21 protein-coding genes and 1 pseudogene are annotated in these 21156 nt (G+C 42.4%); 12 read left to right on the forward strand and 10 right to left on the reverse strand.

Annotated elements, in window-relative coordinates; all coding sequences use genetic code 11:
- Positions 1-188 precede the first annotated feature (188 nt).
- The 5 genes from eno to RDN93_RS15565 form a co-directional block, all read right to left on the reverse strand.
- Entirely contained in the window at positions 189-1469 is a 1281-nt protein-coding gene (gene eno, locus RDN93_RS15545; RefSeq protein ID WP_308746361.1) for a phosphopyruvate hydratase, read from the reverse strand.
- Positions 1470-1649: 180 nt separating this feature from the next.
- Positions 1650-2312: a pentapeptide repeat-containing protein gene (locus tag RDN93_RS15550; protein WP_308746362.1), complete on the reverse strand. Its 663-nt coding sequence runs from the start codon at positions 2310-2312 to the stop codon at positions 1650-1652.
- 30 nt (positions 2313-2342) lie between these two features.
- Positions 2343-2720 carry a fluoride efflux transporter CrcB gene (gene crcB / locus RDN93_RS15555; RefSeq protein ID WP_308746363.1) on the reverse strand — a complete coding sequence of 126 codons (378 nt, stop codon included), beginning with the start codon at positions 2718-2720 and terminating at the stop codon, positions 2343-2345.
- Positions 2721-2738: 18 nt separating this feature from the next.
- Positions 2739-3515 carry a hypothetical protein gene (locus RDN93_RS15560; RefSeq protein WP_308746364.1) on the reverse strand — a complete coding sequence of 259 codons (777 nt, stop codon included), beginning with the start codon at positions 3513-3515 and terminating at the stop codon, positions 2739-2741.
- A 13-nt stretch (positions 3516-3528) separates the two neighbouring features.
- Positions 3529-4362 carry a M23 family peptidase gene (locus tag RDN93_RS15565; RefSeq protein WP_308746365.1) on the reverse strand — a complete coding sequence of 278 codons (834 nt, stop codon included), beginning with the start codon at positions 4360-4362 and terminating at the stop codon, positions 3529-3531.
- A gap of 191 nt (positions 4363-4553) precedes the next feature.
- Between RDN93_RS15565 and RDN93_RS15570 the strand changes: the two are divergent.
- The 6 genes and pseudogenes from RDN93_RS15570 to RDN93_RS15595 all read left to right on the forward strand — a co-directional run.
- Positions 4554-4787, forward strand: a pseudogene (locus tag RDN93_RS15570) (glycoside hydrolase family 97 C-terminal domain-containing protein); the annotation flags it as partial.
- A gap of 164 nt (positions 4788-4951) precedes the next feature.
- Complete coding sequence (locus RDN93_RS15575) at positions 4952-6361, forward strand: amidophosphoribosyltransferase (RefSeq protein WP_308746366.1); 1410 nt, start codon at positions 4952-4954, stop codon at positions 6359-6361.
- Positions 6362-6480: 119 nt separating this feature from the next.
- On the forward strand, positions 6481-7704 hold the full coding sequence (gene pepT, locus RDN93_RS15580; RefSeq protein WP_308746367.1) for a peptidase T: 1224 nt from the start codon (positions 6481-6483) through the stop codon (positions 7702-7704).
- 52 nt (positions 7705-7756) lie between these two features.
- The gene (gene gcvT / locus RDN93_RS15585) at positions 7757-8842 is read left to right on the forward strand and encodes a glycine cleavage system aminomethyltransferase GcvT (RefSeq protein ID WP_308746368.1); all 1086 of its coding nucleotides are present in this window, start codon (positions 7757-7759) and stop codon (positions 8840-8842) included.
- Positions 8843-8995: 153 nt separating this feature from the next.
- Positions 8996-11269, forward strand: coding sequence for a cation:proton antiporter (locus RDN93_RS15590; protein WP_308746369.1), 2274 nt, complete (start codon positions 8996-8998; stop codon positions 11267-11269).
- A gap of 49 nt (positions 11270-11318) precedes the next feature.
- On the forward strand, positions 11319-11744 hold the full coding sequence (locus tag RDN93_RS15595) for an HIT family protein (protein ID WP_308746370.1): 426 nt from the start codon (positions 11319-11321) through the stop codon (positions 11742-11744).
- 148 nt (positions 11745-11892) lie between these two features.
- On the opposite strand, the gene RDN93_RS15600 is transcribed toward RDN93_RS15595, so the two are convergent.
- The 4 genes from RDN93_RS15600 to RDN93_RS15615 form a co-directional block, all read right to left on the reverse strand.
- On the reverse strand, positions 11893-12315 hold the full coding sequence (locus RDN93_RS15600) for an RNA-binding S4 domain-containing protein (RefSeq protein ID WP_175630020.1): 423 nt from the start codon (positions 12313-12315) through the stop codon (positions 11893-11895).
- A gap of 103 nt (positions 12316-12418) precedes the next feature.
- Positions 12419-12985, reverse strand: a complete 567-nt coding sequence (gene pth, locus RDN93_RS15605; protein WP_308746393.1) for an aminoacyl-tRNA hydrolase — start codon at positions 12983-12985, stop codon at positions 12419-12421.
- 139 nt (positions 12986-13124) lie between these two features.
- Complete coding sequence (locus RDN93_RS15610; RefSeq protein ID WP_308746371.1) at positions 13125-13715, reverse strand: 50S ribosomal protein L25/general stress protein Ctc; 591 nt, start codon at positions 13713-13715, stop codon at positions 13125-13127.
- A gap of 137 nt (positions 13716-13852) precedes the next feature.
- The gene (locus RDN93_RS15615) at positions 13853-14254 is read right to left on the reverse strand and encodes a PUR family DNA/RNA-binding protein (protein ID WP_308746372.1); all 402 of its coding nucleotides are present in this window, start codon (positions 14252-14254) and stop codon (positions 13853-13855) included.
- A gap of 168 nt (positions 14255-14422) precedes the next feature.
- On the opposite strand from RDN93_RS15615, the gene nusB reads away from it, so the two are divergent.
- From nusB to RDN93_RS15645, 6 genes are all read left to right on the forward strand, one after another.
- Positions 14423-15349 (forward strand): transcription antitermination factor NusB, encoded by a 927-nt coding sequence (gene nusB, locus RDN93_RS15620; RefSeq protein WP_308746373.1) that lies wholly within the window; start codon positions 14423-14425, stop codon positions 15347-15349.
- Positions 15350-15388: 39 nt separating this feature from the next.
- Positions 15389-15712, forward strand: a complete 324-nt coding sequence (gene yajC / locus RDN93_RS15625; protein WP_308746374.1) for a preprotein translocase subunit YajC — start codon at positions 15389-15391, stop codon at positions 15710-15712.
- 21 nt (positions 15713-15733) lie between these two features.
- Complete coding sequence (locus RDN93_RS15630; protein ID WP_308746375.1) at positions 15734-16747, forward strand: YbbR-like domain-containing protein; 1014 nt, start codon at positions 15734-15736, stop codon at positions 16745-16747.
- Entirely contained in the window at positions 16737-17354 is a 618-nt protein-coding gene (gene coaE, locus RDN93_RS15635) for a dephospho-CoA kinase (RefSeq protein ID WP_308746376.1), read from the forward strand. Before RDN93_RS15630 ends, coaE begins: the two co-directional genes overlap by 11 nt.
- Positions 17355-17374: 20 nt before the next feature.
- Positions 17375-17806, forward strand: a complete 432-nt coding sequence (locus RDN93_RS15640) for a DUF5606 domain-containing protein (RefSeq protein WP_308746377.1) — start codon at positions 17375-17377, stop codon at positions 17804-17806.
- Positions 17807-18060: 254 nt separating this feature from the next.
- On the forward strand, positions 18061-18309 hold the full coding sequence (locus tag RDN93_RS15645) for a hypothetical protein (protein ID WP_308746394.1): 249 nt from the start codon (positions 18061-18063) through the stop codon (positions 18307-18309).
- A gap of 56 nt (positions 18310-18365) precedes the next feature.
- Here RDN93_RS15645 and clpB read toward each other — a convergent pair whose 3' ends face one another.
- Complete coding sequence (gene clpB, locus RDN93_RS15650; RefSeq protein ID WP_308746378.1) at positions 18366-20954, reverse strand: ATP-dependent chaperone ClpB; 2589 nt, start codon at positions 20952-20954, stop codon at positions 18366-18368.
- Between the last annotated feature and the right edge of the window lie 202 nt (positions 20955-21156).

Consider the following 21156-nt stretch of genomic DNA (forward strand, 5'->3'; position numbering starts at 1 on the left):
GGGAAGAGGATGTTTTCATGATGCAAAAATAAGAATTTTAACGCAATCCCCCAAGTTTTCAGACTGAGCCACTATAATATTTTTAAGTTTACTGCTTGGCTTCTTTAAGATAGTGTATTCCTTATAAATAGAGGGTGGCTGCCTGTTGAACGTATCCACCCTCTCTCATCTTTATTATAAGAATCTATTTACTTAATTCTCTTATATCCATATACTGCCAAATCGCCAAGCTCTTCTTCAATGCGGAGTAACTGATTGTACTTAGCCATACGATCCGAACGGCTCAAAGAACCAGTTTTGATTTGTCCGCTGTTGGTAGCTACTGCGATGTCGGCGATAGTAGCGTCTTCCGTTTCACCGGAACGGTGGGAAGTAACGGTAGTATAGCCGTGGCGGTGAGCCATTTCGATAGCATTCAAGGTTTCTGTCAGTGAACCGATCTGGTTTACTTTAATCAGGATAGAGTTGGCACAACCTTTTTCGATACCCATTGCAAGGAAATCAACGTTTGTCACGAACAGGTCGTCACCTACCAACTGGCAGCGGTTGCCGATGCGTTCGGTCAGTTTCTTCCAGCCGTCCCAGTCGTTTTCGCTCATACCGTCTTCGATAGAGTCGATAGGATATTTGTTGATTAGTTCTTCCAAGTAGTTGATTTGCTCTTCGGCGGTACGTTTCTTGCCTTTCTCGCCTTCAAATTTGGTGTAGTCGTAAATACCGTCGTGGTAGAATTCGGAAGAAGCGCAGTCCATACCGATCATTACGTCTTTGCCCGGTTCGTAACCTGCTGCTTTGATAGCGGCAAGGATAGAGTTCAGGGCGTCTTCCGTACCTTCCAAGTTAGGAGCGAAACCACCTTCGTCACCTACGGCAGTGCTAAGGCCACGGTCTTTCAGAACTTTCTTCAATGCATGGAATACTTCAGCGCCCATACGCAAACCTTCTCTGAAAGAAGGAGCACCTACCGGGCGAATCATAAATTCCTGGAATGCGATAGGAGCATCGCTATGTGAACCGCCGTTGATAATGTTCATCATCGGTACGGGCATTACATAGGTATTTGTTCCACCGATATAGCGGTATAAAGGAAGATCCAGATAATTGGCGGCAGCTTTGGCTACGGCAAGAGATACGCCGAGGATAGCGTTGGCGCCTAAGTTTGATTTAGTCTTAGTGCCATCCAGTGCCAACATTGCGTAGTCGATTCCTCTCTGATTGAGTGAAGACATTCCGACCAACTTCGGAGCAATGATTTTATTTACATTGTCAACCGCTTTTTGTACACCTTTTCCACCATAGCGTTGTTTGTCACCGTCGCGAAGCTCCAATGCTTCGTGTTCACCTGTGGAAGCACCCGACGGCACTGATGCGCGTCCCATGATGCCTGATTCCAATACTACGTCAACTTCTACTGTGGGGTTACCTCTTGAATCGAGAATTTCTCGAGCTACAATTTTTTCAATTTTCATCGTTTCTATTGTTTTTGAATAAGATTTCTGCAAAAGTACGGACTTGACGGCGAGTGGAAAATCACTATAAATAGGTATTCTTTTTATACCTGTTCCCTATATGTCGTTAGTCCGACCTTATTATATAACAACGGGACGATGCTTTTTGTTTGAGTATAATGAAACGAATTTGGCAGGATTTTAATCTTCGATAATAACACCTAGCAGTGGAAGCAGATCCATTGCTTGCACGGAGGTAATGACAGCTCCTTTCAGGTCGCTAATATTGAGCGTGATTCCACTGATACGGGAAGTGCGCAAGTCTATTCCGCGAAGCGGAGCGTGCGAAAAGTCAGCTTCCACCAGGTCGCAATTGTCAAAAGCTACTGATGAAAAGCGGCAGTCGTTCAGACTCCCGTTCCGAAGCAGGCTGTGTGCAAAGCGTACCTGATTCATTTTGCTCATGGCGAGGTTGATATATCCTGCATTGCAGTCGTGCAGCAGGACGTGGTTCATGGTTGTCTCGGACAAATTGGTTCCTAATAGTTTGCAAGAGACAAACTCTACCCGGTAAAGAGCGCTTCCGGAAAAGGATATGTTTGATAAATCGCAATTCTCGAAACGCACATCGGTCAGTTGGGAAGAGCGGAACTTGCACTCGCTGAATGTCTGATGCTGAAATGTGCAGTTCTTGAAGCTCTTGTAAGATTTGTCGATACCTTCCTCTCTTCCTTTACGGAACAGAAGATGGGATACTGTTTCTTCTCTGTCGAGCCATTCCTCTAAGGTGCGCATACTGATTTCCTGTTCTTCCATCATGGGAGGGACTACGCGGACGGGTTTTGCAGAGTTTCTTTTTATCATGCCGCAAAGATAGCTTTTATATTCGGATATTTAAATTTGCTTTCCCATATATCCGCCACCCAGTGCGGCAGCCAGCCCTATTCCTATACTTAATAAGGTATATAGAATGAATGTCCCGTAAAATTCTCCTTTCAGCAGACCTATGCCGTCACTGGAGAACGTAGAGAAGGTAGTAAAGCCACCGCACAGTCCCGTTGTCAAGAACAGGCGTACTTCGAAAGGAAGGTGAAACCGTTCCGAAAGTGCATAAAACAGGCCGATAAGAAAACTGCCGAGAAGATTGACGGTGAACGTCGCCCATGGGAAATGATAAGGCACAATCCGCTCGTGCATAAACAACTGGACGCAATAGCGCAACGCGCTGCCGGTGCCGCCGCCGATAAAGATATAGATGATTTCTTTACTCATTTGGTTTTAACATTTGCATTATTTGTAGGCCGCTTCAAAATCTTTTTCGAATTGCCGGAAGCCGCCGGGGTAGACGTAGTCTATCTGTTCGGAAACAGTCGACAGGTCGTCTTTGTTTTGCAGGGAAGCGATGAACTTCTTCAATATATCTCTGGGGACTGTTTCTATCCAGAATGTGACAAGTGCGTGTGCGAGAATATATGAATATTGCTCGTCGGTTGCCTGCCGTTTCATAAACTTGCCGTATCCGCTATTCATAAATGTAGGGAGATCGATTTCTCCCAACATATACATCGTGCGGATTCTCCCTTGCTCATATTCGGTGAAGGTGTGGCGGAGACCCTTCTTCGTTATCTTGCAATGCTCGAAGTATTCTGACAGTCCTTCGTTGAGCCAACTGGGAGGAAATCTGCCAAGAATTTGCCGGACAAAGTGGTGGCTAAGTTCGTGATAAATAATGGCAAGGCTTCTTTCCCGTCCTTTCTCCCGTCCCAGTATGATTGCCTTCTGCAGTTTGGGCGAATATATGCCTGCCGCTTTGAATGGCAGGGATATGTTTACGCTTTCAAGGTACTCCATAGCCTCTTTTTTATCCTCGAATACATGCAGTTGAAGGGTCAGCGTATCGGGCAGTCCGAATTGTGTGTAGAAATTGACTTCATAACTGATGAATTGCTCGATATTCCGCCGGTCTTTCTCGGGAAGCGGGTCGCCGGCATATTCAATTTGTACAGTCTGTGCATCGAGCAAACTGCAAAAGAACAAAAAAGAAAAGAGAAGAGAAAGTGTGCGCATGATGATGTTGCTGTTATTTCTGGTTTTTATGTTTCATATATTTCTTTTTGTCGCGTTTGGTCATATCCTGTGTGATAAGTTCATCGTCGATGACAGCCTGATAGATTGTCTTTTCTTTGAGCTTGATGTCTCCTTCTGTTGTACGGAATACCGGAGCAAAGTGGGAGTAAGGATACCCCGAGGATTCTCCGCCTTTGAACTTGTTCTCATCCAGAAAGAAAAATGAGATGGAAACTCTTGAAGATCCGGCTTTTCCGACGGGTTGTCCTACTTGTACTTCCTCGCCCGGTTGAATGAAATTTTCGTTCATCACGAGATAAGCCGCAAACGTCTGGTCGGGATGATAGATTAGCAGTTGCCGTGGATTGGCTGTCGTACAGGCTATTCCGCTGCGGGTTGCATAAATGGTATCGCCTTCTTTTATACGGAAGTTGAGTGTTTTTAGAGGTTCTCGCGGGTCGGTTTGCCAACCTGTCTTTTGTCCGTCCTTCACGGGGAGGGCATAAGGAGTGTTGATTTGGAAATCTTTGGGGAACTTGCCGCGGTAGTATCTGTAAGTGGATGAACTTTTGAACGGATTCTCGAACGGTGTGTTCTTTTCTATTTTGAATATTGTATTTTTCCCGGGAGTCAGATTGTAGGAACGGTCGTTCATGCGATATAGATAATAGTCGCAATAATCTTTGTTATAGTAATTGAGTTCCCTGCCGCCTTGTACATTTGTTTCCCATTTTGATTCGATGATTCCGAATGGTTGTTCCATTAATTTTCGTAAGGACTGGGCGGATATATGACAAGCGGACAGTGTGAATACGAATAAGAGGGTGGATTTAAGGTGTTGTGCCATAACTTGAATAATATAAAATGTGCTATTTTTAGAAAATAAGTAATTACTCGCAAATATAAGAAGAAACAGTGATATGTGAATGTAATTATTCTGCTTTATTCGACAAGACTACTATATTTTTTTCTTCACTGGGACTGGAAATGAAAAATGATCCGGGGTTAATGAATGGACTTGCTTTGGCAGACACTAAAACTTCTACTTTTGTACTCGACTTCCTCGAACCGGGGAAACAGTATGTGGCTACACTTTATGAAGATGGTAAAGATGCTGGCTATGAAAGGAATCCGACTTTTTATCAAATAAAGAGAGGAATTGTAACCGCGGGAAACCGAATCTCCGCGAAACTCGCCCGTAGCGGTGGATTTGCATTGAGTTTGATTGGGACAACTCCGGGCGACAAGAGGATAATAAAGAAATGGAAATAAGATTCAGGTAAGAGGATTGTTTTTCGAAACCACCTTTTTTAATAAAAATTAGTTGTTGTCCCGCGAAGAAATCTAAAACTTTGCGGGGCTCTTTTTTTATCAGACGGATTCTTTTTTGTACTTTTGCGCATCTTTTTTAAAACATCATCAATAAAGAGAACGACATGGGAGGTTTTTTCGGAACAGTCTCGAAAACTAGTTGCGTGACTGATTTATTCTACGGCACAGATTATAACTCACATCTGGGTACGAAGCGGGGCGGACTCGCTACATATAGTAAGGAAAAAGGGTTTATCCGTTCCATTCACAATTTGGAAAGTACTTACTTCCGAACCAAGTTCGAAGGAGAACTGGACAAGTTTAAAGGAAACGCCGGCATCGGCATCATCAGTGACACAGATGCACAACCTATTATTATCAACTCTCACCTCGGGCGCTTCGCCATTATCACCGTCGCAAAAATAGTCAATATCCAGCAACTGGAAGACGAACTCCTCAATCAGAATATGCACTTCGCCGAACTTAGTTCGAGCAGCACCAATCAAACGGAACTTATCGCATTGCTTCTTATACAAGGCAGAAACTTTGTTGAAGGCATCGAAAATGTGTTCAAGCACATCAAAGGTTCTTGTTCCATGCTTATTCTGACGGAAGACGGAAGTATCATTGCCGCACGTGACCAATGGGGGCGTACTCCCATTGTAATCGGTAAGAAGGACGGTGCTTATGCGGCAACAAGCGAATCATCCAGTTTCCCGAATTTGGATTATGAGATTGAGAAGTATTTAGGTCCCGGTGAAATAGTCCGTATGTATGACGATCATATCGAGCAGCTTCGTGAACCGAATGAGGATATGCAGATTTGTTCGTTCCTATGGGTATATTACGGTTTCCCGACTTCTTGCTATGAGGGTAAGAATGTAGAAGAAGTCCGTTTCACAAGCGGATTGAAGATGGGGCAGACGGATAAGTCGGAAGTTGATTGCGCCTGTGGTATCCCTGATTCGGGAGTAGGTATGGCTTTAGGATATGCGGAAGGTAAGGGAGTTCCCTATCACCGTGCCATCTCCAAATATACACCGACATGGCCTCGCAGTTTTACACCCAGCAACCAGGAAATGCGTTCGCTGGTCGCTAAGATGAAATTGATTCCGAACCGTGCGATGCTTCAGGGAAAACGTCTGTTGTTCTGTGACGATTCAATCGTCCGCGGTACGCAGCTACGTGACAATGTGAAGATTTTGTATGATTATGGAGCAAAAGAGGTGCATATGCGTATCGCTTGTCCACCGTTGATTTATGCTTGCCCGTTTGTGGGATTCTCTGCTTCCAAGAATGCGCTGGAATTGATAACCCGCCGCATTATCAAGGAACTGGAAGGTGACGAAAATAAGAATCTGGAGAAATATGCCACTACCGGTTCTCCCGAATATGAAAAGATGGTCAGTATCATTGCCGAACGTTTCGGCCTGTCTTCTTTGAAGTTCAATACGCTGGAAACACTGATTGAAGCTATCGGATTGCCCAAATGTAAAGTGTGTACACATTGCTTTGATGGCAGTAGCCACTTTTAAAAAAGATTATACAATAAAAAAGAGCCGTGAATTGCTTTGTAATTCACGGCTCTTTTTTTACCTTTACGGCATTGTAAACTATCAAATAGTAAGTAGTAAATCGTTAAATCGTAAATAAAATGACTTTAGTAGACAGATTTTTAAAGTACGTAAGCTTCGATACGCAATCTGACGAATCGACAGGGCTTACTCCCAGTACTCCGAAACAGATGATATTCGCCGAATATCTGAAAGCGGAACTGGAATCTTTGGGATTGGAAGATATTACTTTGGATGAGCATGGCTATCTTTTTGCCACGCTTCCCGCCAATATAGATAAGGAAGTGCCGACTGTCGGATTTATCGCTCATATGGATACTAGTCCCGATATGAGCGGTAAGGATGTAACCCCGCGCATTGTCGAAAAGTACGACGGTTCGGATATCGTGCTTTGTGCTGAAGAGAATATAATCCTTTCTCCTGTACAATTTCCGGAATTGCTGGAGCATAAGGGGGAAGATTTGATTGTTACCAACGGAAAGACTTTGCTTGGTGCTGACGATAAAGCAGGTATTGCAGAAATCATATCGGCAGTGGTTTATCTGAAGGAACATCCCGAAATCAAACATGGAAAGATCCGTATCGGTTTCAATCCGGACGAAGAAATCGGTGAGGGTGCTCATAAGTTCGATGTAGAGAAATTCGGCTGTGAGTGGGGATATACAATGGATGGTGGTGAAGTAGGGGAGCTGGAGTTTGAAAACTTCAATGCTGCTGCCGCTAAGATTACCTTTAAGGGACGTAATGTGCATCCGGGATATGCCAAGGACAAGATGATTAATTCTATCTATCTTGCCAATCGGTTTATCACTATGCTGCCTGCACAGGAAAGACCGGAACATACTACCGGATATGAAGGTTTTTATCATCTGATAGGTATCCAGGGTGAAGTGGAGCAAAGCACTGTTTCTTATATCATCCGCGACCATGACCGTGCAAAATTTGAAGACCGTAAGAAAGAAATGGAACGTCTGGTTGCTCAGATGAATGCGGAATATGGGGCAGGTACGGTAACTCTCGAACTGCGCGACCAATATTATAATATGCGTGAGAAGATAGAACCGGTAATGCATATCATCGATACTGCTTTTGCCGCAATGGAAGCTGTTGGCGTGAAGCCGAACGTGAAACCGATTCGTGGTGGTACGGACGGTGCGCAACTTTCTTTCAAAGGGTTGCCTTGTCCGAATATCTTTGCCGGTGGGTTGAATTTCCACGGACGTTATGAATTCGTTCCTGTTCAGAATATGGAAAAGGCTATGAAAGTCATTGTGAAGATTGCCGAACTGGTGGCTTCCAGATAAGATTTCGTAGTCAGGTATCGCTAATACTTAAAACTTAATACTTAAAAAGAATATGAAAACCACTCCGTTTACAGAGAAGCACATAGCACTCGGTGCTAAAATGCATGAATTTGCAGGTTATAATATGCCTATTGAATACTCTGGCATCATTGACGAACATCTCACGGTTTGCCAGAATGTCGGTGTGTTTGATGTGTCCCATATGGGAGAATTTTGGGTGAAAGGTCCGAATGCATTGACCTTTCTTCAAAAAGTGACTTCCAATAATGTGGCGGCGCTTACTCCGGGCAAGATACAATATACTTGTTTTCCTAATGAAGAAGGCGGTATTGTAGATGACTTGCTGGTGTATCAGTATGAACCGGAAAAATATATGTTGGTAGTCAACGCTGCCAATATGGAGAAAGACTGGAACTGGTGCGTTTCCCATAATACGGAAGGTGCGGAGCTGGAAAACTCTTCTGATAATATCGGTCAGCTTGCCGTGCAAGGTCCGAAAGCAATTCTTGCTTTGCAGAAATTGACGGATATTGATTTGTCCGCTATTCCGTATTATACGTTTAAAGTAGGGAAGTTTGCGGGCGTAGAGAATGTTATTATCTCCAATACGGGGTATACAGGGGCAGGTGGTTTCGAACTTTATTTCTATCCGGATGCTGCCGACACTATCTGGAAGGCTGTTTTCGAAGCGGGGGAAGAGTTTGGTATCAAGCCTATCGGCTTGGGGGCTCGTGATACACTCCGATTGGAAATGGGATTCTGTCTGTACGGTAATGATTTGGATGACACGACTTCTCCGATAGAAGCCGGATTGGGATGGATTACCAAGTTTGTAGAAGGTAAGGATTTTATCAACCGCCCCATGCTGGAGAAACAGAAAGCGGAGGGAACTACCCGCAAGTTGGTCGGTTTTGAAATGATTGACCGGGGAATTCCTCGTCATGGCTATGAACTCGTAAATCCGGAAGGGGAGAAGATTGGAGTAGTGACTTCGGGGACTATGTCGCCTACCCGCAAAATCGGTATCGGTATGGGATATGTGAAGCCTGAATATAGCAAGCCGGGTATGGAAATCTGTATTGACATGCGCGGACGGAAATTAAAAGCAGTAATAGTAAAACCACCTTTCAGAAAATAAGATTTGAATTCATCTTGTTTGATTCAGCCCCGGATAAGGTCGGAACTTATCCGGGGCTGGTTGATTTTATGCTGGCTATTATAAAACATATCCGTTAATATGTTGTTTATACCGTAGATTTATTATAATTTTGTCATCAAATACGATGAAATAATGTCTCAATTACCTACTCTTATAGCCGACCTTGCACTGATACTGATATGTGCAGGTATTATGACTTTATTGTTTAAGAAGTTGAAGCAACCTCTAGTTTTGGGATATGTTGTTGCCGGTTTTCTGGCAAGTCCGCATATGCCTTATACACCTTCTGTAATGGATGCCGCGAATATCAAAACATGGGCGGATATAGGTGTCATCTTTCTGCTGTTTGCTCTTGGACTGGAATTTAGCTTTAAGAAGATTGTCAAAGTGGGCGGTTCTGCTATTATTGCTGCCTGTACTATAATCTTCTGTATGATTTTGCTGGGAATAGGCGTAGGTATGGGCTTCGGATGGCATCGGATGGATAGTTTGTTCCTGGGAGGTATGATTGCGATGTCTTCTACTACGATAATTTATAAGGCGTTCGATGATCTTGGATTAAGGAAAAAGCAATTTACCGGGTTGGTGCTGAGTATCCTGATTTTGGAGGATATTCTCGCTATTGTGTTGATGGTGATGCTTTCTACTATGGCGGTGAGCCACAATTTTGAAGGTACGGAGATGTTGGAGAGTATCGGCAAATTAGTATTCTTCCTTATCTTGTGGTTTGTGGTCGGTATTTATCTGATTCCGGAATTTTTGAAACGTTGCCGCAAGTTGATGGGGGAAGAGACTTTGCTTATCGTATCGCTGGCACTTTGCTTCGGTATGGTGGTGATGGCAGCCAATACAGGATTCTCTGCTGCATTCGGCGCATTTATCATGGGTTCTATCCTGGCAGAAACAATTGAAGCGGAATCCATAGACCGGTTGGTGAAACCAGTGAAAGACTTGTTTGGAGCTATCTTTTTCGTGTCGGTGGGCATGATGGTCGATCCTGCAATGATTATAGAATATGCCGTACCTATCATTGTCATTACTCTGGCTGTCATTTTGGGACAGTCTGTCTTCGGCACTTTTGGAGTGATACTTTCCGGAAAACCTTTGAAGACAGCTATGCAGTGCGGATTTAGTTTGACGCAGATTGGTGAGTTCGCCTTTATTATAGCATCTTTGGGAGTCTCTTTGCATGTGACGAGCGACTTTCTGTATCCGATAGTGGTGGCGGTTTCCGTCATTACTACTTTTCTTACTCCTTATATGATTCGCCTTGCCGAACCCGCTTCTTCTTTTGTGGATGCCCATCTTCCCGCTTCGTGGCGGAAACTTCTGATGCGCTACTCTTCCGGGTCGCAGACTGCGCTCAACCATGAGAATTTGTGGAAGAAGCTGATATTGGCGATGGTGCGCATTACGGTGGTTTATTCTATTGTCAGTATATCGATTATCGCGCTTTCTTTCCGCTTTGTCGTACCTTTCTTTAGGGAGAATCTGCCGCATTTTTGGGCGTCGTTGCTTGGAGCAGTGTTTATCATTCTTTGTATTGCTCCTTTCTTACGGGCTATTATGGTGAAGAAAAATCATTCGGCGGAGTTTATGACTTTGTGGCATGATAGCCGGGCTAATCGTGCTCCTTTGGTGTCGACAATCGTTATCCGTATTATGATAGCGGCGCTCTTTGTCATTTTTGTTATTTCCGGCTTGTTCAAGGCGTCTATCGGGTTGGTTATCGGAGTTGCTGTGCTTGTTGTGCTGTTGATGGTATGGTCGCGCCGCTTGAAAAAGCAATCCATATTGATTGAGCGTCGTTTTTTTCAGAATCTTCGTTCCAGAGATGTACGTGCGGAATATCTGGGAGAGAAAAAGCCGGAATACGCCGGACGTTTATTGTCGCATGACCTGCATCTTGCGGATATGGAAATTCCGGGAGAATCCAACTGGGCGGGTAAGACATTGTTGGAATTGAATCTGGGAAAGAAGTTTGGCGTTCATGTCGCTTCCATTCTTCGGGGAAAAAGACGGATAAATATTCCGGGTGGTTCTGTACGTCTGTTTCCGATGGATAAGATACAGGTGATAGGAACGGATGAACAATTGAATGTATTCAATGAAGCGATGCAGAATGGGGCGAAGATAGACTGGGAGGTATATGAAAAGAGTGAGATGGCTCTGAAGCAGTTTATCATTGATAGTGATTCTGTTTTTTGGGGTAAGACTATTCGTGAATCGGGTATCCGGGATAAATATCATTGCATGATAGCTGGGGTGGAAAGTGAAGACGGGACATTGATGGTTCCCGATGTAAATGCACCGCTCAAAGAAGGTGACGTGGTTTGGGTAGTAGGCGAAAAAGAGAATGTGTACCAATTAGTCAATCAAAAAAACGAAAAAGTACAAGTGGGATAAGAATGGAATCCTTATTTTTGTGCCGGTAAAAACTTAAAATAATAATATCATGAAGAGCGATCCGAAAGAATGTCTGTATTGCCAGAATAATGAGACGCTGCATAATCTGATGATTGAGATTGCGCAGTTGAGTGTGTCACGTGTATTCCTGTTTAAGGAACAAACATATCGTGGGCGTTGCCTTGTTGCATACAAGGATCATGTGAATGATTTGAATGAATTGAGTGATGAAGACCGTAATGCTTTTATGGCTGATGTAGCACGTGTTACCCGTGCCATGCAAAAGGCTTTCCAGCCGGAGAAGATAAATTATGGCGCTTATTCTGATAAACTGTCTCATTTGCATTTTCACTTAGCACCGAAATATGTGGATGGTCCTGATTATGGCGGCATATTCCAAATGAATCCGGGGAAAGTCTACTTGACGGATGAAGAGTATCAGGAGTTGATTGATGCTGTAAAAGTGTATCTGTAAATGATACTTTGTTTGATGACAGAATAATTTCTTTTTAGACATAGGAACAAAAGATGAAACTGCAGTAGTTTAATGAACAGTAGAAATAATTTTCTAAGCGCAGCCTTTATGTTCTTTTGCTCTTATGTCTAAATCAGATTCCCATTTGCTATTCTTCACTATCAAAATCGAAATCAAAGTCGAAATCATCCAAAAATTCAGGAGTGGTAAACTCTTCCAATTCCCGACGGTCTTTTTTGGTAGGACGTCCTGTTCCACGTGCACGGTCTATGAATCCGCTGATTTTGCTCATCTCTAATAGTTCGTACTGGTCTGGAGTAGTCACATTTTCCATCATTTCCGGTACAAGCTTTGCGCCTATACGCTTTTCTATCGCTTGCAATACTTTGAAGGAGTAGGTGATGGGAGGCTTTTTCACTTGAATGACATCCCCCGGTTTCACCATGCGGGCTGCTTTGACCAGGGAACCATTTATGGTGACACGTCCTTTCTTGCAAGCTTCTGCTGCAATCGTGCGTGTTTTGAAGATGCGGACAGCCCACATCCATTTATCTATTCTTGCTTCAGCCATTTTTTTATTAATGATTAGTTATTTAGTGATAAGTGATTAACGGGTAGTGGTTGGTAAGCGATTAACAGGCTAATCTTTAATCACTAATCATTAACCACTATCTTCATTTCTTGTTGAACTGGTTCATCGTGATGTCAATGCCGGCCAGGCAGAAACTCTTGATAATCTCTCCTGCCGTTTCCAGTCTTTCGCTCATGGTTTTCCAGTCTTCATCGGTGAAGTGTCCGAGTACATAATCAATCTGTCCGCCGCGTGGAAAATCGTTTCCGATGCCAAAACGCAGACGGGCATAGTTTTGAGTACCTAAGGTGGCGGCGATATGCTTCAATCCATTATGTCCGGCATCACTTCCTTTGCCTTTCAAGCGTAACGTACCGAAGGGAAGAGCCAAGTCATCCACTACAATCAATACGTTCTCCAATGGAATGTTTTCTTTCTGCATCCAGTAACGGACAGCCAATCCGCTCAGGTTCATAAAAGTCGACGGTTTAAGTAGTGTCAACTGTCGTCCTTTGACAGAGAAGCTGGTGGTGAATCCATAGCGTCCGTCGATGAAAGGAGGCGCATTATTGGTTCTGGCCAATGCTTCTACCGTCATGAATCCGATATTATGCCGGGTTTCGTGATACTCAGGGCCAATATTTCCCAATCCGACAATTAAATATTTTATCATTGCTTTTCGGTAAAACAGTTCGTTAATATAGAAAGAGAAACGCAGATTAATACAAATTAATGCAGACTGAATATCTGCTTTAATCTGCATTAATCTGCGTTTGCAGTATATCTCTTTTTACAGGGATAATCTCAGATTACTTGCCAGCGGCTGCTGCTGCACCTCTTGCTGCACGAGTCAACTTAACAGCACATACAACGGCTTCTTTAGCATTGATCAGTTCAAGACCTTCGAAGCTCAGTTCGCCAACTTTAACAGTCTTACCCAGTCCCAGGTGAGAAACTTTAACAGTCAGTTTTTCAGGAATTACATTGTACAGAGCTTTCACTTTGAGCTTACGCATCTGCAATGCCAATTTACCACCGGCCTTAACACCTTCTGCAAGACCTTCCAACTGTACAGGAACTTCCATTACGATAGGTTTGGCTTCATCAATCTGATAGAAGTCAACGTGCAGGATAGTATCTTTTACCGGGTGGAACTGAATGTCTTTCAAGATAGCGTTTACTTTTTTACCATCGATATCCAGGTCTACTACGTAGATGTGCGGAGTATAAACCAGATTACGAAGACCTTCGTTGGTTACAGTGAAGTGAACAACTTCATTACCACCGTAAAGTACGCAAGGTACACCACCGTTCTTACGGATTTCTTTCAAAGCTCTTGCTTGTTCTGAAGAGCGTTCTGCAATAGTTCTTGCAGTTCCTTTTACTTCAATTGATTTCATTTCTTTAAAAAAATGTGTTACTCTAAATTAAGTTAGTTTGCTTAATTCACCATCACACGATGTGGATTATCACACGATGTTGCAAAAAAGCGGTGCAAAAGTACGTCTTTTTTTTGAATAATCAAAGATTTACTTTCTTAAAAATCGATGTCAATCTTGATTTCGCTCTCTAAATTGTCCTCTTGTACTTCTTCGGCAACTTTTTGCTCCCTTTCTCCGTCTGTTTTCTGGTTCAGGCGACCGGTGTAGTTGTTCATGGGGGCCTGGCTGATAAAGCCGATAGCTTCTGTCAGTCCATCCATAAACTTTTGGAAGTCTTCTTGATATAAGAAGATTTTGTGCTTCTCGAAACTAACCTGAGAATCATCACCTTCTCCCGTTATCACTTTCTTACTCTCTGTAATAGCCAGGAACATCTCATCTTTACGATTCTTTTTTACGTCGAGGTAGTAGATGCGTTTACCTGCTTTGATAGACTTGGAGAATACAATCTCTTTGTCATTCATGTCTGCGCTCATTTTCTTTTTTAAATCTTCCATGTCTTACGATCTGTTTATAATCGGCTTCAAAATTGGATATTTTTTTTAAACTGTCAAAAGAAAAAGCGCAGAGAATCAAATACTGCATTAAAAAATGTGATTTATTTGTGGAAACTCATTAAAAATATCTACTTTTGCAGTTCGATAACAACAGTATTAATTTGAATTATGATCAACAGAGTTCTTATTCGTCTTAAGATTATACAGATAGTATATGCCTATTATCAGAATGGCAGCAAAAATCTAGACTCAGCGGAGAAAGAGTTATTCTTTAGTCTTTCAAAGGCGTATGACCTTTACAACTATTTGCTAATGCTGATGATAGCATTGACAGAGTATGCACAAAAGCGCATTGACGCGGCAAAAGCCAAACTGGCACCCACAGCCAAAGAGTTATATCCCAACACGAAGTTTGTGGACAATAAGTTTATTGCCCAGTTGGAAGTCAATAAGCAATTGTCCGAGTTTATAGCCAATCAGAAGAGAACTTGGGTGAACGACCAGGATTTCGTAAAAGAGCTCTACGAGAAAATTGTGGAGACCGATATCTATAAAGAGTATATGGCTTCTGATGACAAATCGTATGAGGCAGATCGTGAATTATGGAGAAAAATCTATAAGACATATATCTTTAATAATGATTCTCTCGATCAAGTATTGGAAGATCAGAGTTTGTATTGGAATGATGATAAGGAAATTGTAGATACATTCGTATTGAAGACAATCAAACGCTTTGACGAGAAGAAGGGTGCAAACCAGGAACTGCTTCCTGAATTTAAGGATGACGAAGACCAGGAATTCGCGCGTCGTCTGTTCCGGCGTACTATTCTGAATTCCGACTATTACCGCCACTTGGTAAGTGAGAATACAAAAAACTGGGATTTGGACCGTATTGCATTTATGGATGTTATTATTATGCAGACGGCATTGGCAGAAATTTTAAGTTTCCCGAACATTCCGGTCAGTGTTTCGTTAAATGAATATGTGGAAATTGCGAAGTTATATAGCACGGCCAAGAGCGGTAGCTTTATCAACGGAACATTGGATGGAATAGTTAATCAATTGAAAAAAGAAGGTAAGTTGGCCAAAAACTGATACCTTTGTATATATAATAGAAACTAAAACTGATTATTTATGAACGTATTGACTGTATTATTGCAAGCTCCAGCTGGTGCTGCCGGAGGTGGAAGTATGATGTGGATCATGCTGATAGCAATGTTTGTTATCATGTATTTCTTTATGATCCGTCCTCAAAATAAGAAGCAAAAAGAAATCGCTAATTTCCGTAAATCTCTGCAGGTAAATCAGAATGTGATTACTGCCGGTGGTATTCACGGAGTAATCAAAGAAATTACAGACGACTATATCGTGCTTGAGATTGCTTCTAACGTGAAGATTAAAATAGATAAGAATTCTATTTTTGCAGACGCTTCAGCGGCTAGCAATCAATCTAAGTAAATAGTTGGTAAGGAAATGCCTATGTTTGATCGTAGGAAAATAAGGTATACGTATTTAAAACTATCTAAGAGAATTAAGGATTTTCTGCTCAGTGATAAGAGCAGGGAGTTCTTAATTTTTTTATTTTTCTTCCTGATAGCCGGTGGATTTTGGTTGCTTCAGACATTGAATAATGATTATGAGGCGGAATTTTCTATTCCGGTGCGGATTAAAGACCTTCCCAATAACGTAGTGCTGACTTCGGAACCTCCTTCCGAACTTCGTGTCAGGGTGAAGGATAAAGGTACTGTTCTCCTTAATTATATGCTGGGAAAAAGTTTCTTTCCGGTAAATCTGAGTTTTCTTGATTATAAAGGAAAGAATAATCATGTGAAGATTTATGCATCTGATTTTGAGAAAAAGATATTGAGTCAGTTGAATGTGTCTTCCAAGATTCTTTCTATTAAACCCGATACATTGGATTATATTTATTCCGAAGGGAAATCCAAATTAGTACCTGTCCGCCTTCAAGGAAAAGTGACTGCCGGACTTCAATATTATGTGTCGGATACGATTTGTAGTCCTGACTCTGTATTGGTCTATGCTCCGGAGGGGATTTTGGATACGATAACCACTGCTTATACTCAGAAGATAAATCTGGAGAATATATCGGATACCACTCGCCGGAGAATTTCTTTGGCTTCGGAAAGAGGAGTGAAGTTTGTGCCGGGTTCGGTTGAAGTGACGTTTCCGGTGGATATATATACGGAGAAAACAGTGGAAGTTCCGTTGTATGGGATTAATTTTCCGGCGGATAAAGTATTGCGTGCTTTTCCTTCAAAAGTTCAGATTACTTTTCAGGTAGGGCTGAAGCGTTTCCGCAGTATAAAAGCGAGCGATTTTGTGATTAATGTTTCTTATGAGGAATTGCTTAAATTAGGCTCTGATAAATATACGGTCAAGTTGAAATCATTTCCGAGCGGCATCAATCAAATACGTATTGTGCCCGAACAAGTTGATTTTTTGATAGAACAAGTATCCTCTAATGGCGATTAAGATTGGTATAACCGGAGGCATCGGCAGCGGGAAAAGTGTAGTTTCAAGGTTGCTGGAAATAATGGGAATTCCTGTTTATATTTCTGATATAGAAGCGAAGCGTATCACGAATACCAATGAAGTGATTCGGCGGGAGCTTTGTGCCTTGGTCGGTCGGGAGGTGTTTCAGAATGGAGAACTGAACCGTCCTTTGCTGGCATCTTATATGTTCGGTCATCCGGAGCATGTAAAAGAAGTGAACGGAATCATTCATCCGCAAGTGAAGGAAGATTTTCGCCACTGGAGTATCCGGCAGGAGAATAAACCATTGGTTGGCATGGAATCAGCCATTCTTATTGAAGCCGGTTTTAAGGACGAAGTCGATTTTCTGGTTGTGGTTTATGCGCCGTTGGAAATAAGGGTGGAGCGTGCCATAAAGCGCGATTGTTCATCAAGAGAACTGGTGATGAGACGTATCGAGGCTCAGATGAGCGATGAGGCTAAGAGGAGTCATGCTGATTTTGTGATTGTGAATGATGATGAAACACCGTTAATTCCACAGGTTTTAGAGCTTATTTCTTTGCTATCTAAAAATAATCATTACCTTTGCCCCGCAAAAAATAATTAATAAACAAAAGTATATATACTATGTTGAAGACTATCTTGTCTATCTCCGGCAAACCGGGATTGTACAAACTTATTTCGCAAGGAAAAAATATGTTGATTGTCGAATCAATCAATGCTGAGAAGAAACGTTTCCCCGCTTATGGTAATGAAAAAATTATTTCATTGGCAGATATAGCAATGTACACAGACGACGCAGAAGTTCCTTTGTACGATGTACTGGAAGCAATTAAGGAGAAAGAGCAATCGGCAACGGCTTCCATTGAACCAAAGAAAGCTACACCTGAGCAGTTGCGTGAATATTTGGCGGAAGTATTGCCGAACTTTGATCGTGACCGCGTATATATAGCAGATATCAAGAAGTTGATTACTTGGTATAATCTGTTGATTTCTAATGGAATTACGGAATTTAAACCGGAGGAAGCTAAAGAAGAAGAGGCATCTGCAGGAGAATAATTGATGTAGCCTGTTTGAAGAGATTAAAAGAACATGATAATCACTGAGTGGTTATCATGTTTTTCTTTTATATAAATGCTTGTTTGTTAAGGAAAAAATTAGTATATATTGGGTAATCTTTTCTTTAAATAAATATCTTCTACTTATATTGTAAATAATGATGCTTTTTTATGTATCTTTGCCATTGTTAATAATTTCACGGAATTTGGGCGTGGATAAATATAATAGTGAGAACAAAAGTGTAGTGTATGGGGATGGAGACGATAACAAATAAAGAAGTGAATGTCCATTTGGACAAAGAAGCAGGAGCATTATGCCTGACTGGTTTGCTGGTAGGTACAATGGTGTTCTTGTATGATTCTCAAGGTGAGTTAAGAGGGAGGCATCAGTTTGCGTTACCTTCACTTACTATAACAATTCCCAAACAGGGTACTTATGTTTTAGTGATGAGTCATCCGAACTGTCAGCCTGAAGTTCGGAGAGTGGTATATACAGAAATATAAAAGTCGGCAGGTCTGATGAAGGCCTGCCGACTTTTTTTCATTTAGCTTGGTGATATTTAATTTCTGAATACCAGTCCATCGCCGCCTGCGTCGACAATGATCGCTTTGCTTCGGTTTACTTCCTGGGCAAGCAGTTTCTTGGACAAGTCGTTCAGCAAGTAGCGTTGGATAGCTCTTTTTACCGGGCGCGCTCCAAATTCAGGATCATAACCCACCTGGGATAAGAAATTCAATGCGGCTTCAGTCATTTCCAGTTCCACGCCATTCTCTGCAAGCATTTTTTGTACACTCTTAATCTGTAAGAGTACGATCTGCTTGATTTCTTTTTCCGTCAACGGCAAGAACATGATCGTTTCATCAATACGATTCAGAAATTCAGGACGAATGGTCTTTTTCAGCATATTCATCACTTCTTTCTTCGTTTCTTCGATTACTTCTTCCTTATTGGAACCGTTCAGTTTTTCCATCTGACTTTGTATATATGAACTACCCATATTTGAAGTCATAATGATGATTGTGTTTTTGAAGTTAACCACTCTTCCTTTATTATCAGTCAATCGTCCATCATCCAATACCTGCAACAGGATATTGAAAACATCCGGATGAGCTTTTTCTATCTCGTCAAACAGCACAACAGAATAAGGTTTCCGTCGGATAGCTTCTGTCAACTGACCGCCTTCATCGTATCCTACATATCCCGGAGGCGCTCCAACCAAACGTGAAACGCTGTGCTTCTCCTGATACTCGCTCATATCAATACGGGTCATCATCGTTTCGTCATCAAACAGAAACTCAGCCAACGCCTTTGCCAGTTCCGTCTTACCCACACCGGTAGTTCCGAGGAAGATAAACGAACCAATCGGACGTTTGGGATCTTGTAATCCGGCACGGCTACGGCGTACAGCATCTGCAACCGCTTCAATCGCTTCATCCTGACCGATAACCCGTTGATGAAGTTCTTCCTCCAGATGTAGTAACTTGTCTTTTTCGCTCTGCATCATCTTGCTGACGGGAATACCTGTCCAACGAGATACGACATCTGCGATATCTTCCGCATCTACTTCCTCTTTTATCATGGCTTTGTCACCCTGCATCCCACGAAGTTTCTGCTGGGTATCTTCTATTTCCTTGTCCAAAGCCTGAAGTTTGCCGTAACGGATTTCGGCCACTTTCCCATAGTCGCCTTCACGTTCAGCCTTTTCAGCCTCGAACTTCAAGTTCTCTATTTCTACTTTATTCTGCTGAATCTTGTCCATCAACGTTTTTTCGCTTTGCCATTTGGCTTTGAAGGACTTTTCTTGTTCTTTAAGTTCAGCGAGCTCTTTGCCGATGATTTCCAGTTTCGGCTTGTCATTTTCACGTTTGATAGCTTCGCGCTCAATTTCCAACTGCTTGATTTTACGGGAAATCTCATCCAGTTCTTCCGGCACGGAGTCTACTTCCATACGTAGTTTGGCGGCAGCTTCGTCCATTAAATCAATCGCCTTATCCGGCAGGAAACGGTCTGTGATATAACGGCTGCTCAACTCCACGGCAGCAATAATAGCATCGTCCTTAATACGCACATGGTGATGATTTTCGTAGCGCTCCTTTAACCCGCGAAGGATAGAGATCGTACTCAGATTATCCGGCTCATCCACTTGCACGATTTGGAAACGACGTTCCAATGCTTTATCTTTCTCGAAGTATTTTTGATACTCGTCCAGAGTTGTAGCACCGATAGAACGCAGTTCTCCACGAGCTAAAGCCGGTTTCAGAATGTTGGCTGCGTCCATAGCGCCTTCGCCTTTTCCGGCTCCTACCAATGTGTGGATTTCGTCAATGAACAGAATAATGTCACCTTCTGATTTCTTCACTTCATTAACGACAGATTTCAAACGTTCCTCAAACTCACCTTTATACTTTGCACCTGCCACCAATGCACCCATATCTAGTGAATACACTTGTTTGTTTTTCAGGTTTTCGGGTACATCTCCACGGAGGATACGATGTGCCAGACCTTCTACGATAGCTGTCTTACCTGTACCCGGTTCACCAATCAGAATCGGATTATTCTTTGTACGGCGACTCAATATCTGAAGTACCCGGCGTATTTCTTCGTCACGGCCGATTACAGGATCCAGTTTGCCGCTACGGGCAGCTTCGTTCAGATTGATAGCATACTTTTCCAGTGACTGATAAGTATCTTCACTTGACTGTGATGTTACTTTTTCTCCTTTCCTCAATTCGCTGATAGCATTTCGCAATTCCTTTTCCGTCATACCTGCATCCTTCAGGATGGTAGATACGGTGCTCCTTACGGTCAACAATGCCAGTATAATATGTTCCAATGAAACGAATTCATCGCCCATTTCTTTGGAATACTGCGTTGCCTTTTGCAATACTTCATTGGATTCGCGGCTCAGGTACGGCTCTCCACCGGACACTTTCGGCAGTGAATCAATTTGCTTGTCGACAACAAGAGCTACTTGCTGCCCGTTCATACCAAGCTTTTGGAAAATGAAGTTGGTGACATTCTCGCCTACTTTCATAACTCCCTGCATGATATGGGCAGGCTCGATAGCCTGTTGCCCCCGGTTTCTTACCAGGTTTACGGCTTCCTGTACCGCTTCTTGGGATTTGATAGTAAAATTGTTAAAATTCATATCGTTGTTCTCCTTTCTTATTTCATGTTCTTAATAACACCTAAAAGGGCGCAAAAGATTTGCCAAGTAGAAAAATATGACAAAATAACATGATTATTAAGGAGTTAAAGGACAAAATGACCTTCTTTATTCGATAAGAACTGACGAATTTGCAAAATACTTCGCAGAATAACAACCGTATATAATATGGTATGTTATCCTG

The organism is uncultured Bacteroides sp., from assembly GCF_902491285.1.
Lineage (GTDB): Bacteria > Bacteroidota > Bacteroidia > Bacteroidales > Bacteroidaceae > Bacteroides.